Here is a 13,278-nt window from a genome sequence, read left to right on the forward strand (position 1 = left end):
TTGCGTTGGCAAACGGCGGGCCAGGCGAATTGTGATGCGCCGGGCCGGGGCGCCGGGCGGTTGCACAACGGCTGGCGTTTTCCTCAGCACCCTGTGATATAAACGCTCAAGCCTTGAGCGCAAGGGTCGATAGCTGTGGCAGCGGGGGGTCGCTGGGGCGATCGGGCGGGGGACACCCAAGGTTCGGGTAATCACTTGATTCACAATATCTTTAAACAAAGAATTCCGCCGTTGCTGGGGCTCGATATTAGCACGTCGGCGGTGCGGCTCCTGGCCCTCGACAGCACCTCCAGGGGGTTCCGGGTGGAGTCCTGCGCGCAGGTTCGGTTGCCGCACGGAGCGGTCGCCGAAGGGTCAGTGGCGGATGCAGAGGCCGTTGCGCGGGCCGTCGGCGAAGCGTTGACCCGGGCCGGCAGCAAACGTCGTCGCGTTGCCCTGGCGGTTTCGGGATCGCAGATCATCAGTCGCCAGATCGCCATGCCGGTGGATTTCTCGGACGCTGATATCGAACAACAGATCACTTTGGAGTCGGATCAGTACATTCCATACCCACTGGACGATGTCTATTTCGATTTCGTGGTCCTGGGTCCAAATGCTCGCAACCCGCAGACGGCGGATGTGCTGCTGATCGTTGCCCGAAACGAGGTGGTTGACAAACGGCTCGAGCCGCTCTCGGCAGCAGGACTTGCTGCCGCGGTCGTAGACGTCGAAGCGTATGCGCTGGAATCGGCCTTTCCCCTGATTGCGCCGCAGATGCCACCCACGGCGCGCACCGGTGTTACCGCAATGGTGGATGTCGGTGCTTCAACCACGACACTGAACGTCTTGCAGGGTGGTGTCACGCTGTTCACGCGTGAACAGTCCTTCGGTGGCGAGCAGCTGCTGCAGCAAATCCAGGAGCGCTATGGTCTGGCCTATCCCGAGGCCAGCGCGGCCCTGCTGGAAGGCAGTTTCCCCGAAGAATGGCGCAGCACCATCATCGAGCCATTTCTGGACTCCTTGGCCAACCAGGTCGGACGTTTGTTGCAGGTGTTTTTTTCCGCCACCGGGCAGTCTTCATTGGATCACATCGTGCTCAGCGGCGGCTGTGCCGGGTTGGCCGGAGCAGCTGGAATCGTGGGTCGCTATCTCGGGCTGGATACCAGAGTCGGTAATCCGTTTCTGGGGGTGGAGTTTGCGCCGGGCATTGACGCTGCCCGCTTGCGCGAACACGGTCATGCCTGGATGATCGCGGCGGGTCTGGCCATGCGGAGCACGACCGATGTCTCGCGTTAACCTGCTGCCATGGCGGCGCGTGCGCAGGCAGCGCCGGCAGAACGAATTTCTGGCGATGCTCGGGGCCGGAGCGCTTGCCGCTGTCGTAATGGTGGTGGTGTGGCAATTGATCGCGTTGGCGGCGGTTGGCCGGCAGGAAGACAGGAACAACATCTTGCGTGGCGAGATTGCTCTCTTGGACATAAAAATCCGTGAGATTAAGGATCTGCAGGCACAAAAGGCAAAGCTGCAGGCAAGGATGGACGTGATCCAGGAATTGCAGGTCAAGCGCCCGATGTCGGTACGCCTTTTCGATGCCTTGGCGCGCAGCACGCCGGAAGGTGCATTTCTTACCAACTTCGTGCAGCGCGATTCGACCCTCAGCTTGCAGGGTTGGGCCCAGTCGAATGCACGCGTGTCCACCTACATGCATCAACTGGACGACTCCGAGCAGTTCGATCCTTCGACGTTGCTTGTTGCGCGCGCTGGCGAGTACCGCGGCATGCACGCGAGTCAGTTCGAGCTTCGGGTGCCGCAACACGTAGCCAAGGACGAGCCAGCGCAATGACTCTGGATGATCTTCGCAAGTTCGATCTTCGCAGTCTGGACGTGCGTGACATCGATGTGCGGGCGGCCGGGGAATGGCCGCCGGCGGGCAAGATGTTTGCCATCGCGCTGGTGGGTTTGCTGATACTGATTGCCGGCTACTATTTCGTCATCAGCAAAACGCTGGAAGATCTCGAGTCGCGGCGCCAGGCCGAGCAGCAGCTGCGGCAACAGTTTGTCGTCAAGTACCGACAGGCAGTCAATCTGGACGCGTACCGCGAGCAGCTGGTCCAGCTCAAGGAGAGCTTCGAGACCATGCGCCGGCAGTTGCCGGACAGCAACGAGATTGCAAACCTGTTGGTCGAGATTACCCAGGCCGGGCTGGGGCGCGGTCTCGAGTTCAAGCTGTTCCAGCCCGGCGAGGCACGTCCGGTCGGATTCTATGCGGAATTGCCCATCAGCATCGAGGTGACGGGTACCTATCATCAGCTGGCGGAGTTCGCGAGTGATGTCGCCGGTTTCCCGCGGATTGTGACCCTGCATGACCTCAGCTTGACGCCGGTTGGCAAGGATTCGAATTTGTTGGTCATGAAGGGCATGGCCAAGACTTACCAATACCAGGACGAGGACAAACCTTGAGCGGGGGCCGTAGTGCGCTGTTGACTCTGGTCTGCCTGGCGCTGGCCGGTTGCGGCAGAAGTCATGAGGATCTGTATGCCTGGATGGATGAGGTCAGGGCTTCGGAGAAGGTGTCGATTGATCCGTTGCCGGTCCTGAAGCCCTACGAGCAGTTCGTTTACAAGCCGGACGACCTCAAAGACCCTTTCCTGGACACGCTGGAGGAACAGCGGATCGAGAATGTCGCAGACGCAGGCGCCCAGGGGCCTCGTCCCGACCTCGATCGGCGTAAGGAAGCGCTGGAGGCCTATCCCTTGGATGCGCTGCGGATGGTCGGTACGCTCAGTCGGGCAGGCGCGACCTGGGCATTGATTCAGGCGCCGGATCAAACCATCAGCCGGGTCGGGGTTGGGAATTACATTGGCGAGAACTACGGCCGTGTGACGCAGGTCGAGCCCAGCGTGGTGCAGTTGGTCGAGCTCGTTCCAAATGGCACCGGCGGCTGGATGGAGCGTCAGGCATCAGTAGCAATCGTGGAACAGTAACAGTATGACGATGGCCAGGGAGATGAATCAAATGAAACGTCGTCATCGGTCTTTGTTCCGAAAGGCCGTCAGTTGGTCGGCGGTCATGCTGCCGATGCTGCTGCTGAGCACCGGCCTGCACGCGGTGACGCTGACCGGCATCGACCATGCGCCAACCCCGGCCGGGGGGCTGCAGTTGCAAATTCAGGCGGACGGTGAGTTACCGTCGGGCAACACTTTTATGATCAGCGATCCACCGCGCCTGGTTGTCGACCTGCCGGCGGTGGGTTCCTCGCTTGCCCAGCGTACCCGGCAGATCGACTCCGGGGCCGTGCAGAGCGTGACGGTGGTGCCGGCGGAAGGTCGCACGCGGCTGGTCGTGAACCTGAATCAGGCGGTGCGATGGACCACGCGGCCCGCTGGAAACAAGCTCCTGATAATGCTCGAGGCTCCTTCGTCCGCGGGCATGGCGGCGGTTCGCGCCGGGACCGGGGCCGCGGTGTCATCGGGCGCGCCGCGCGTCAGCGGGGTGGATTTTCGCCGCGGCGAGCGCGGTGAAGGCCGCGTCGTCGTCAGTTTGTCGTCGCCGAATGTGCAGGTGGACACCCGCCCGCAGGGTGGGCGTGTGGTCATTGATTTCAAGGGCGTTGGCCTGCCGGCCGAGCTCAGCCGCCGCCTTGACGTGACCGATTTTGCGACGCCGGTGACGCGGGTGGAAACCCGCCAGTACGCCGGGGGCGTGCGGATGGAAGTGGCCACTACCGGGCCGTTCGAGCATCTGGCCTACCAGGCGAACGGACTGTACACGCTCGAAGTCTCTCCGGTGCGTGATGACCCGGCCGCGCTGCGGAATGTGAAGAAGGCCTACGTCGGGGAGCCCATATCGCTCAATTTCCAGACCATCGAGGTGCGCGCGGTGCTGCAGTTGCTGGCCGACTTCACCGGCAAGAATCTGGTCGCTGCCGACACGGTTGCCGGAAACATCACGCTGCGCCTGCAGAACGTTCCCTGGGATCAGGCGCTCGACATCATTCTGACCACCAAGGGCCTGGGCAAGCGCGAGGACGGCAACGTCATGTGGATCGCTCCGGCCGAGGAGATCGCCGCGCGCGAGCAGGCAGAGTATGAAGCGCGCCAGAAGCTGGCAGAGCTTGCCCCGCTGTACACGGAATTCATGCCGGTCAATTTCGCCAAGGCGACGGATGTGGCGGGTTTGCTCAAGAACGCAGACCGCAAGGTCCTGACCGAGCGCGGCAACGTAACCGTCGATGAGCGCACCAATACGCTGATCGTCAACGACACCGAACAGAAATTGGCGGAGATCCGCGAGCTGATGAAGGTGCTGGACGTGCCAGTCCGGCAGGTGTTGATCGAGTCGCGCATCGTCAATGCCAGCACCAACTTCAGCAAGAATCTCGGCGTCCGCTTCGGTGCCAGCGACACCCGCGACATCGCCGGCGGGACAACGGCGGTTTCGGGCACGCTGCAGGGCACCCAGCAACTGATTAATAAGGAGACCTTGACGGCGGGATTCGGCAGTGGTGATCCGAACGGTCGACTGAACGTCAACATGCCCGCCCAGCGCTTGCAGGGCGTACCGTTCAACCCCACATCCATCGGTCTTGCCATCGCCAAGCTACCCTTCGGGCGCTTGCTGGAACTTGAACTGTCGGCGCTGCAGGCCGAGGGTGAAGGGGAAATCATCTCGAATCCGCGTGTGGTTACGTCGAACCAGAAGGAGGCCGTCATTTCGCAGGGCACGGAGTTCCCTTACCAGGAAGCGTCGGCCAGCGGCGCGACCAACACGGAGTTCAAGGAAGCCGTGTTGCAGTTGAAGGTGACGCCGCAGATCACGCCGGACGATCACATCATCATGGATATCGAGGTCAATAAGGACGCTCTCAATACCACGGCCACCAACAACAATGGTGAGCCGGCCATCGACACGCAGAAGGTGCAGTCGCAGGTGCTGGTGAACGATGGCGAGACCATCGTGATCGGCGGCATCTATGAGCAGACCAAGGTAAACAACGTGGTCCGCACGCCGTTTTTTGGCGACCTGCCCTACGTCGGAATGCTGTTTCGCAACCGAAGCGGCAGCAACGAGAAGAAGGAACTGCTGATCTTCGTGACGCCCAAGATCGTGCGCGAGGGATTGGCCACCGCCAGTCCCTAAGGCACCGACTGCATGGCGCGGCGCAGCATTTTTCTTGTAGGCCCGATGGGGGCCGGCAAGACGACGGTCGGGCGTCGGCTGGCGCAGAGTCTTGGGCTGGAGTTCTTCGACAGTGACGAGGAAATCGAGCGTCGCACCGGCACCACGATCCCGATCATCTTCGAGATCGAGGGCGAGGCCGGTTTTCGCAAGCGCGAACATCAGGTGCTCAGCGACCTGACAGCCTTGTCCGGCGTGGTGCTGGCTACCGGTGGCGGCGCGGTGATGCTGCCGGAGAACCGGGAACTGCTGCGCAGCCGTGGTACGGTGGTGTACCTGCGAACTTCGGTCGCCGAGCAGTTGCGCCGCACGCGAAGTTCGACTCATCGCCCGCTGTTGCAGGCCGACGATCCTGAGCAGCGCCTGCGCGATCTGGCCGAGATGCGCGAGCCGCTGTACGAATCCGTGGCGGACATCGTGGTCGAGTCACCGGGCCGCAAGGTGGGCGCCACTGTCAAGGACGTTCTGGATCGTTTGGCGGATGCGCACTTTACGACTCGACCTGGCTGATCGCAGCTACCCCATTCACATCGGCTCCGGCCTGCTGGACGACGCGGCGCTGTACCGCCCGCATATCCTGGGTCGGCGGGTGGTGGTGGTCAGCGACAGTCAGGTGGCGGGGCTGTATGGGACGCGGGTGTGTGCGGCGCTGGCCGATTACCGGCCGCTGTTGCTCCAGTTCCCGCCGGGGGAGGGTTCCAAGACCCTGGAAACCTACGCCGCGCTCGCCGACCAGCTGATCGAAGGCCGTTTCGACCGGCGCGTGGCCTTGGTGGCGCTCGGTGGCGGCGTAGTCGGCGACATGACGGGCTTTCTGGCAGCCACCTACCAGCGTGGCGTCGACTTCATCCAGATACCCACCACACTGCTCGCGCAGGTGGACTCCTCGGTCGGCGGCAAGACCGGGGTCAACCGGCCGGGCGGCAAGAATCTGCTCGGTGCCTTCCATCAGCCGCGCTGCGTGCTGGCGGACACCGGCACGTTGAGCAGTTTGCCCCGACGTGAAGTGGCGGCCGGGCTTGCCGAGGTCATCAAGTACGGATTGATTGCGGACGCGCCGTTCCTGTCCTGGATCGAGCGGGAACTGGACACGCTGTTCGAGGGCGACGACGTTGCGCTGCAGCATGCCATCTACCGGTCCTGCCAGATCAAGGCCGCGATCGTCGCCGCCGACGAGCGCGAGTCCGGCCAGCGGGCGCTTTTGAACCTGGGCCACACCTTCGGGCATGCGGTGGAGGCGGCAACCGGGTATGGCGCCTGGTTGCACGGCGAGGCGGTGGGCCTGGGAATGCTGATGGCGGCCGATCTGTCGCATCGCTTGGGGCGCCTGCCTGCCGAGGCGGTTGCGCGCGTAGCAGCATTACTTGAACGTGCCGAATTGCCGACGCAACTGCCGCCCGACATAGCCACCGATACGCTGCTTGGCTACATGGCGGGCGACAAAAAAGTGCAGGACGGGCAACTGCGGCTGGTGGCGCTGGATGCGATTGGTCAGGGCGTGATCGTCAGCGGCGTCGAGACAGAGGTTCTGGCGGCCGTAATCGACGCCGCACGGGCGTCCAGGGCCGCCTGATGGCGCTGGCCCCGTACGCGGCGAGCGACCACAACAGCCGCGGCCGGCGTCATGCCGAGCCGGCACCCGCTGATCGCACCGAGCATCAGCGCGACCGCGACCGGATCATCCACTGCAGTGCATTTCGGCGTCTCGAATACAAGACGCAGGTGTTCGTCAACCACGAAGGCGACATGTTTCGTACCCGCCTCACGCACTCGCTGGAGGTGGCGCAAATCTGTCGCTCGCTGGCGCGCTCGCTGGGTTTGAGCGAAGAACTCGCCGAAGCCATCTCACTGGCGCACGACCTGGGCCACACGCCCTTCGGCCACGCCGGGCAGGACGCGCTGAACGCCTGCATGGCCGACTACGGCGGCTTTGAGCACAACGTGCAGTCGCTGCGTATCGTCGACAGCCTGGAGCAGCGCTACCCGACGTTTCCGGGCATCAACCTGAGCTTCGAGACGCGCGAGGGCATCCTCAAGCACTGCGCGCCGCAGATCGCGGCCAAGCTCGGCGACGTCGGCGAGCGTTTTCTGAGCGGCGGGCAGCCCACGCTCGAGGCGCAGCTGACCAATCTTGCCGACGAGATCGCCTACAACTCGCACGACCTGGATGACGGCCTGCGCGCGGGCATGCTCAGCTTCGAGCAACTGGCCGACGAGTCGACCTTCTTCAAGACCCACCACGATGCCGTGCACCGCGAATTCGGCGCGCTGCCCGGCAGGGTCGGTCAGCACGAGATCATCCGTCGCATCATCAAGGCGCAGATCGCGGACTTGCGGGAAACCAGCGCCGCGCGGCTGGCCGCGGCCGGCGTGACGAGCCTGGACGCGGTGCGGTGCAGCGCCGGTCCGCTGATCGCCTTTGGTGATGCCATGCGCGCCGACAACGACCGGCTCAAGGCCATCCTGAACCGGCGCGTTTACCAGCACTATCGCGTGCGGCGCATGAGCAGCCGCGCCCGGCGCGTGGTCACCGACCTGTTCGGCGCGTTCCTGGACGACCCTTTGCTGTTGCCCCCCGATTCTCTGGCCCGCGTCGAGCAGCGCGAGCGGGATCACGGCCGGCGTGGCCGCGCGCGCGCGGTGGCCGACTACGTCGCCGGCATGACCGATCGCTACGCCCTGGCGCAGCACTCGGCGCTGCTGGGCAGCGTGCCGGACTGACGGCGGTCGGCGCGTTTACCGTCCACGGCGGGCTGTGCCAAGCTTGCGGCGTCAGCAGGCCGCCCACGATTCACACCAGCCACACAGCGAGGAGCGCACGGTGCGCGAACTGACCCTGGAAGAAGTACAGACCATCCTCACCGAGGGTGTGGCCCTGGCCCGTGCCAAGGGTTTTCCGTCCACCGTGGCGGTGGTGGACATGGGCGGCAATCTGCGCGGCGTGCTGCGCCCGGAGAAAGGCCGCATCGCCAATCCGGACATTGCCATCAAGAAAGCCTGGACCGCTGTGGCGCTGCACCGCAGCACGGCCCAGGTGCGCGAACTGATGATTACGCCGGACCGCTTCGGCCATGGCCTGCAGTTCACCGACGAGCGTTTTTGCATGGTGGCCGGCGGCTTTCCGATCAAGGACGAGGCCGGCGACATCATCGGCGGCGTCGGCACCAGCGGCGGGCCGGTGGAGCTGGACATCGAGTGCTCGCTGGTCGGCCTGCGCAAGCTCGGCTTTCCGACCGATTCTGCCGATCCCCTGGCGGCCACGGCCAAGCCCGGCAAGGCTGGCAAGACCGTCAAAGCGGCAAAGGCGGCAGCTTCCGCGAAGGCCGTCAAATCCACCGCGCCGGCCGGTGGCGGCGCCAAACGCAAGACGAAGTAAGGAGGTTCCCATGCTTTATGCAATCTGGATCGAGGATGTGGCCGACAGCCTGCCGCGGCGCCTGAAGGTGCGCGAGGCGCACCTGAACCGCCTGCGCGGCTTCGTGACCGAGGGCAAGGTGAAAATGGCCGGCCCGTTTCCGAGGGTGGCCGGCGAGGATCCGACCAAGACCGGTTTTGCCGGCGGCCTGATCGTGGCCGACTTCGACAGTGCGGAAGCCGCCGAGCAGTGGTTGAAGGAAGACCCCTACTACGCCGAAGGGGTGTTCAAGAACTACTGGATTCAGCCGTACATCAAGGTGTTGCCGGCGGACTGATGCGGTCCGCCGGGCGCCGCGCTGGTACGCCGTCGGCGCGCGGTGCGGGGATCTTCAGTCAGCGCGCCACGCGGCCACTTTCTGACCGGCGGCCTGGTTCTTTCCGCATCACGGAGCGCGCATGTCCGCCGCCGTTGCCATTGCTGCCGTGTCGGAGCTCACGCCCGGTCGGTATCCGGAGCGTTCGACCCACAGCCTGTATCAGGCCGCCATCGCCCGGCTGCTGGCCGAGTGGCCCATCGAGCCCGGCGACATCCAGGGTCTGCTGGTGGCGCCGGCCGGCATGGCCGACGGAGTGTCGGATAACATCTTCGTGCACGAGCGCCTGGTGGAGGAACTGGGCCTGGAGGCGACGTTTGCCGAGACCCTCAACGTCGGCGGCTCCACCCATGCCGTGATGGCCACCCGCGCCGCGCTGGCCATTCGCGCCGGTCTTGCCGACGGTGTGCTGTGCGTGTCGGCCGGACGCTTTCCGAACGTGGGAGGCGGCGGTGCGCAGCGCAACACGCGCATCTTTGCCCACCCGGATTTCGACAGCCTGTACGGGCCGTACATCCCGCCGATCTACGCCCAGGTGGCCACGCGCCACATGCATGAGTACGGCATCGGCCGCGAGGCGATGGCGGCGGTTGCGGTCGGCCAGCGCGCCTGGGCCTTGCGCCACCCGCAGGCGCTGATGGCGCCAAAGGGCCCGCTCAGGCCCGACGAGGTGATCGAATCCCGGCCCATCGCCTCGCCGTTTCACCTGCTGGACTGTTCGGTGCCCTGCGACGGCGGCGGGGCCTATCTGGTCGCCGGCGAGCGGCTGGCCAGGCGGCTGAATCCGCGGCCGGCCTGGCTGCGCGGGTTTGGCGAAATCCACCGCCGCGCCAACATCAGCCAGTTGCGATCGCTGGACGACGTGGGCGGCCAGGCGGCGGCCCGGGTGGCCTACCGCATGGCAGGTCTCACGCCCGGCGACGTGCGCCTGGCGCAGCTCTACGACTCGTTCAGCTACAACCCGATTCTGGGTGTCGAGCACATGGGCCTGGTGCCGGCCGGGCAGGGCGGGCGGTTTTTCCTGGACGGCCGCGGCGCGCCGGGTGGCGACCTGCCGGTCAACAGCAACGGCGGCCTACTGTCGTTCGGTCACACCGGCGACGCCTCCGGCCTGTCGGTGATCGCCGAGGCGGCGCTGCAGGTGATGGGCCGTGCCGGCGAGCGGCAGGTGACGGCGCCTGTCGCACTGGTGCATTGCTACGGCGGCATGATGAGCGAGCATGCCGTGCTGTTGCTGGGGGATGCGCCGTGAGCAAGCTGCTGCCGAACATCGATGAGCTGACGCGGCCGTTCTGGGACGCCGCACAGCAAAGGCAGCTGCTCATGCAGCGCTGCGCCGATTGCGGTGCCTACGTCTGGCATCCGCAGCCCTGGTGCCGCGCCTGCTACGGGCAGCGCCTGGCCTGGCAGCCGCTGCGCGGAGATGCCGAACTGTTCACCTACTCGGTGGTGCACTACGCGCCGCTGCCGGGCTATGCGACCGAAGTGCCTTACGTGCTGGCCACGGTGCGCCTTGCCGAAGGCCCGCAGATGATGAGCAACCTGGTCGGCTGCGACTGGCGGCAGGTGCGCATCGGCATGCTGCTGCGGGCGTGCTGGGAGGCGCGGGCCGACGGTTTTCTGGTGCCGCAGTTCGAGCCCGCGTCATGAGTGCGCCACAGGTGCCATGGAGCCAGACCGCGGCGGAGGTGACCAGCGGGCTCGGCGTCGATCCGGCGGTCGGTCTGGATTCGGGACAGGTGGAGCAGCGCCTGCGGCGGGATGGCCCGAACCGCCTGCCTGAGGTCAAGTCGCGCAGCCTGGCTGCCATCCTGTGGGCGCAGCTGCGCAGTCTGCTGGTGGGCCTGCTGGCGCTGGCGGCGGGCATCGGTTTCCTGTTCGGCGACACCGTGGAGGCCTACGCCATCCTGGCGGTGATCGCGCTGAACACGGCCATCGGTTTTTTCAGCGAACTGCGGGCGGTGCGCTCCATGGAGGCGCTGCGCCGGCTGGGCGTCACCACCTGCCGGGTGCGTCGCGAGGGCGCGCTGCAGGAGCTGCCTGACGAGGCGCTGGTGGTGGGCGATGTGGTGCTGCTCGAGGGCGGCGATCTGGTGCCGGCCGACCTGCGTGTGCTGGACAGCGCGCGCCTGCAGGTGGACGAATCGGCGCTCACCGGCGAGTCCCTGCCGGTGGCCAAGCATGCCGATCCGGTACCGCCCGGCACGCCCCTGGCCGAGCGCGCCTGCATGCTGTACCGGGGCACGGCGGTCAGCGCCGGCACCGTGCTCGGCGTCGTGACCGCCACCGGCGTTGCCACGGAACTGGGCATGATCAGCCGCCTGGTGGCCCAGGCCAAGCCGCAGGCGACGCCGCTGGAAAAACGTCTCGACCGCCTCGGCCAACGCCTCGCCGGGCTGGCGCTGCTGATCGCGGCGGCGATCGCGGCCACCGGTCTGGCCGCGGATCGCGATCTGATGCTGATGGTGATGACCGGCATCGCGCTGGCCGTCGCTGCGCTGCCGGAGGGTCTGCCGGTGGTGGCCACGCTGTCGCTGGCGCGCGGCATGCACCGCATGGCGCGCCGCAACGCCCTCATCAATCGCCTGGCGGCGGTGGAGACACTGGGCGCCACCAGCGTCATCTGCACGGACAAGACCGGCACGCTGACCCAGAATCGGCTCACCGTCACGCACCTGGTGCTGCCCGGCCCAGGGCCGCTGGAGGTGCCCGCCGATGCCGTGCCGGCATCCCTCGCCGCGGCGCGGGACCGGCTCCTGCATGCCGGCCGCTTGTGCAACAACGCCGCCCTGCACGGCGACGGTGGCGTCGGCGATCCGCTGGAAGTGGCCCTGTTGCAGGCGGCCCGCGGCATAACGCTGGCGGACCCGGAGCGTCTGCGCGAGGAGCCCTTCGATCCGGTGCGGCGCCTGATGGCCACCGTGCACCGCGTGCCCGGTGGCTACCGGGTCGCGGTCAAGGGTGCGCCGGAGGCGGTATTGGCGCGCTGCGTGGCGGTGGCCGACGGTAGCGACTCGTCGCCGCCGCTCACCCAGACGCTGCGCGAGCAGTGGCTGGCCGCCAATGACGCGCTGGCCGGGCGCGGGCTGCGCGTGCTGGCGCTGGCCGAGCGCTACTGCAACGACGTGGCGGTCGATCCTTATGCGGACCTGACCGTGCTGGGCCTGGTCGGACTCATGGATCCGCCGCGCGGTGACGTGCTTGCGGCCATCGACCAGTGCCGGGCCGCCGGCATCCGGGTGGTGATGGTGACCGGCGATCAGCCGGCTACGGCCAACCATGTGGCTCAGACGCTGCATCTGATCGAGCCCCACGCCGATGGCCCGGTCGCCGGGGTGCTGCCCGGCGAGGCCCTCGAACGCCCGCAGGATTTCGGCGGCGAAGATGCAGTCCTGGCCGCGACCGTTTTTGCGCGCGTCAGCCCGGCGCAGAAGATGGCGCTGGTGACGCGCCTGCAGGCGCGCGGCGAGGTGGTCGCCATGACCGGCGATGGCGTCAACGACGCGCCGGCCCTGAAGCAGGCGGATATCGGCATCGCCATGGGCCTGCGCGGTACGCAGGTGGCGCGCCAGGCAGCCGCCATGGTGCTGCGCGACGATGCCTTCTCCAGCATCGCCGCAGCGGTGGCGCAGGGGCGGGTGATCTTCGGCAACATCCGGCGCTTCGTGGTGTACCTGCTGTCCTGCAACCTGAGCGAGGTGCTGGTGGTCGGGCTGGCGACGCTGGCCGGTGGGCCGCTGCCGCTGCTGCCGCTGCAGATCCTGTTTCTGAATCTGGTGACGGACGTCTTCCCGGCGCTGGCGCTGGGGGCCGGCGAGGCCGACGGCAGCGAGATGCGCCAGCCGCCGCGCCCATCGGGCGAGCCGCTGCTGACCCGGCAGCACTGGTGGCAGATCGTCGGCCACGGCGGCAGCATCACCGCCGCCACGCTGCTGGCCTTTGCGCTGGCTCTGAAGCTGCTTGCGGCTACGGCGCAGCAGGCGGTGGTGGTGGCGTTTCTGACCCTGGCGCTGGCGCAGCTGTGGCACGTGCTGAACATGCGCCCGGCCGGCAGCGGGCGACTGGACAATGCCGTCACGCGCAATCCTTACGTGTGGGGCGCGCTGGGCCTGTGCCTTGGCCTGCTGGCGTTGGCCGTCTACTGCCGGCCGTTGGCGCAGGTGCTGCATCTGGCGCCGCCGGATGCGCGCCAGTGGGGGCTGATCGCGGCAGCGAGTCTGCTGCCGCTCTTGCCGGGAATGCTGCGGCGCTGAGGTGGCCCGGTAGCCGTTCGGCCTTGCGGTGTCCGGGCGTCGCGGCGGCGGTTCGCGGCCGCATCCTGCATACAATCGCCGCCGGGCGGCCCCATCGGCGGGTGTCGTCGGCTCGGCTACCCCTCTCAGGTGATGGT

Annotated in this window: 13 protein-coding genes; all 13 read left to right on the forward strand. The window is 66.5% G+C overall.

Features of this window, described 5'->3' with window-relative positions; all coding sequences use genetic code 11:
* Positions 1-195 precede the first annotated feature (195 nt).
* The 13 genes from pilM (at position 196) to H5U26_RS09880 (ending at position 13,141) form a co-directional block, all read left to right on the forward strand.
* Positions 196-1,275, forward strand: coding sequence for a type IV pilus assembly protein PilM (gene pilM / locus H5U26_RS09820; RefSeq protein ID WP_290619151.1), 1,080 nt, complete (start codon positions 196-198; stop codon positions 1,273-1,275).
* Positions 1,262-1,822 (forward strand): PilN domain-containing protein, encoded by a 561-nt coding sequence (locus tag H5U26_RS09825; RefSeq protein WP_290619152.1) that lies wholly within the window; start codon positions 1,262-1,264, stop codon positions 1,820-1,822. Before pilM ends, H5U26_RS09825 begins: the two co-directional genes overlap by 14 nt.
* Positions 1,819-2,439 (forward strand): type 4a pilus biogenesis protein PilO, encoded by a 621-nt coding sequence (gene pilO / locus H5U26_RS09830; protein ID WP_290619153.1) that lies wholly within the window; start codon positions 1,819-1,821, stop codon positions 2,437-2,439. The genes H5U26_RS09825 and pilO overlap by 4 nt, the downstream gene beginning before the upstream one ends.
* Positions 2,436-2,963: a pilus assembly protein PilP gene (locus H5U26_RS09835; protein WP_290619156.1), complete on the forward strand. Its 528-nt coding sequence runs from the start codon at positions 2,436-2,438 to the stop codon at positions 2,961-2,963. The genes pilO and H5U26_RS09835 overlap by 4 nt, the downstream gene beginning before the upstream one ends.
* 31 nt (positions 2,964-2,994) lie before the next feature.
* Entirely contained in the window at positions 2,995-5,118 is a 2,124-nt protein-coding gene (locus H5U26_RS09840) for a type IV pilus secretin PilQ (protein ID WP_290619158.1), read from the forward strand.
* A gap of 12 nt (positions 5,119-5,130) precedes the next feature.
* Positions 5,131-5,667 (forward strand): shikimate kinase AroK, encoded by a 537-nt coding sequence (aroK, locus tag H5U26_RS09845; protein WP_290619160.1) that lies wholly within the window; start codon positions 5,131-5,133, stop codon positions 5,665-5,667.
* Positions 5,639-6,730 (forward strand): 3-dehydroquinate synthase, encoded by a 1,092-nt coding sequence (gene aroB, locus H5U26_RS09850; RefSeq protein ID WP_290619162.1) that lies wholly within the window; start codon positions 5,639-5,641, stop codon positions 6,728-6,730. The genes aroK and aroB overlap by 29 nt, the downstream gene beginning before the upstream one ends.
* Positions 6,730-7,878, forward strand: a complete 1,149-nt coding sequence (locus tag H5U26_RS09855) for a deoxyguanosinetriphosphate triphosphohydrolase (protein WP_290619164.1) — start codon at positions 6,730-6,732, stop codon at positions 7,876-7,878. Before aroB ends, H5U26_RS09855 begins: the two co-directional genes overlap by 1 nt.
* A gap of 100 nt (positions 7,879-7,978) precedes the next feature.
* Positions 7,979-8,533, forward strand: a complete 555-nt coding sequence (locus tag H5U26_RS09860; RefSeq protein WP_290619166.1) for a heme-binding protein — start codon at positions 7,979-7,981, stop codon at positions 8,531-8,533.
* Between the two features lie 10 nt (positions 8,534-8,543).
* Positions 8,544-8,849 (forward strand): YciI family protein, encoded by a 306-nt coding sequence (locus H5U26_RS09865; RefSeq protein ID WP_290619167.1) that lies wholly within the window; start codon positions 8,544-8,546, stop codon positions 8,847-8,849.
* Positions 8,850-8,970: 121 nt separating this feature from the next.
* Positions 8,971-10,140 (forward strand): thiolase family protein, encoded by a 1,170-nt coding sequence (locus H5U26_RS09870; RefSeq protein WP_290619169.1) that lies wholly within the window; start codon positions 8,971-8,973, stop codon positions 10,138-10,140.
* Entirely contained in the window at positions 10,137-10,538 is a 402-nt protein-coding gene (locus H5U26_RS09875) for an OB-fold domain-containing protein (RefSeq protein ID WP_290619170.1), read from the forward strand. Before H5U26_RS09870 ends, H5U26_RS09875 begins: the two co-directional genes overlap by 4 nt.
* Positions 10,535-13,141: a cation-transporting P-type ATPase gene (locus tag H5U26_RS09880; RefSeq protein ID WP_290619171.1), complete on the forward strand. Its 2,607-nt coding sequence runs from the start codon at positions 10,535-10,537 to the stop codon at positions 13,139-13,141. The genes H5U26_RS09875 and H5U26_RS09880 overlap by 4 nt, the downstream gene beginning before the upstream one ends.
* The last annotated feature ends 137 nt before the right edge of the window (positions 13,142-13,278 follow it).

The organism is Immundisolibacter sp. (assembly GCF_014359565.1).
Lineage (GTDB): Bacteria > Pseudomonadota > Gammaproteobacteria > Immundisolibacterales > Immundisolibacteraceae > Immundisolibacter.

Excerpts from the sequence above, each read along its gene's own strand:
- H5U26_RS09870 (WP_290619169.1), top strand. The coding sequence starts at position 8,971 with ATGTCCGCCGCCGTTGCCATTGCTGCCGTGTCGGAGCTCACGCCCGGT.
- H5U26_RS09840 (WP_290619158.1), top strand. The coding sequence starts at position 2,995 with ATGAAACGTCGTCATCGGTCTTTGTTCCGAAAGGCCGTCAGTTGGTCG.
- aroK (WP_290619160.1), top strand. The coding sequence starts at position 5,131 with ATGGCGCGGCGCAGCATTTTTCTTGTAGGCCCGATGGGGGCCGGCAAG.
- pilO (WP_290619153.1), top strand. The coding sequence starts at position 1,819 with ATGACTCTGGATGATCTTCGCAAGTTCGATCTTCGCAGTCTGGACGTG.
- H5U26_RS09865 (WP_290619167.1), top strand. The coding sequence starts at position 8,544 with ATGCTTTATGCAATCTGGATCGAGGATGTGGCCGACAGCCTGCCGCGG.
- H5U26_RS09825 (WP_290619152.1), top strand. The coding sequence starts at position 1,262 with ATGTCTCGCGTTAACCTGCTGCCATGGCGGCGCGTGCGCAGGCAGCGC.
- aroB (WP_290619162.1), top strand. The coding sequence starts at position 5,639 with ATGCGCACTTTACGACTCGACCTGGCTGATCGCAGCTACCCCATTCAC.
- H5U26_RS09855 (WP_290619164.1), top strand. The coding sequence starts at position 6,730 with ATGGCGCTGGCCCCGTACGCGGCGAGCGACCACAACAGCCGCGGCCGG.
- H5U26_RS09880 (WP_290619171.1), top strand. The coding sequence starts at position 10,535 with ATGAGTGCGCCACAGGTGCCATGGAGCCAGACCGCGGCGGAGGTGACC.